The sequence below is a fragment of the Nonomuraea sp. MG754425 genome (assembly GCF_021699195.1).
Taxonomy (GTDB): domain Bacteria; phylum Actinomycetota; class Actinomycetes; order Streptosporangiales; family Streptosporangiaceae; genus Nonomuraea.
On record NZ_SSXE01000528.1, the window covers coordinates 1 to 388 of the forward strand.

Here is a 388-nt window from a genome sequence, read left to right on the forward strand (position 1 = left end):
TGGGCCGCCCGTCGCGGACCCACGAGCCGCCGTCGTCCTCCACCCGGCGCCGGCTCTTGCCCGTGCGGGGGGTCGCGCCGGGCAGCGCGGTCAGGCGGCTGCGGCCGATGTCGTGCGACAGGTCGCGGGACTGCTCGCGCAGGTCGTCGGGTGAGGCCAGCGGCCACGGGGTGGCGGCGGACGACGTGCGGCTGTCGGTGGTCAGCGGCAGGATCGGCTGGGGGCGGGGGCCGCCCGGTCCGTCGAGGTCGTCGTCGAGGCCGTCGCTCAGCTCGTCGTAGCGGCCGCGGCCGCCTGACCGCGCTGCCCGGCGCGACCCCCCGCACGGGCAAGAGCCGGCGCCGGGTGGAGGACGACGGCGGCTCGTGGGTCCGCGACGGGCGGCCCA

Annotated in this window: 1 protein-coding gene; it reads right to left on the reverse strand. The window is 79.6% G+C overall.

Annotated elements, in window-relative coordinates; all coding sequences use genetic code 11:
• Positions 1 to 388 (reverse strand): hypothetical protein (locus FAF44_RS53830; protein ID WP_237111211.1); only part of this gene is annotated, 388 nt, incomplete at both ends.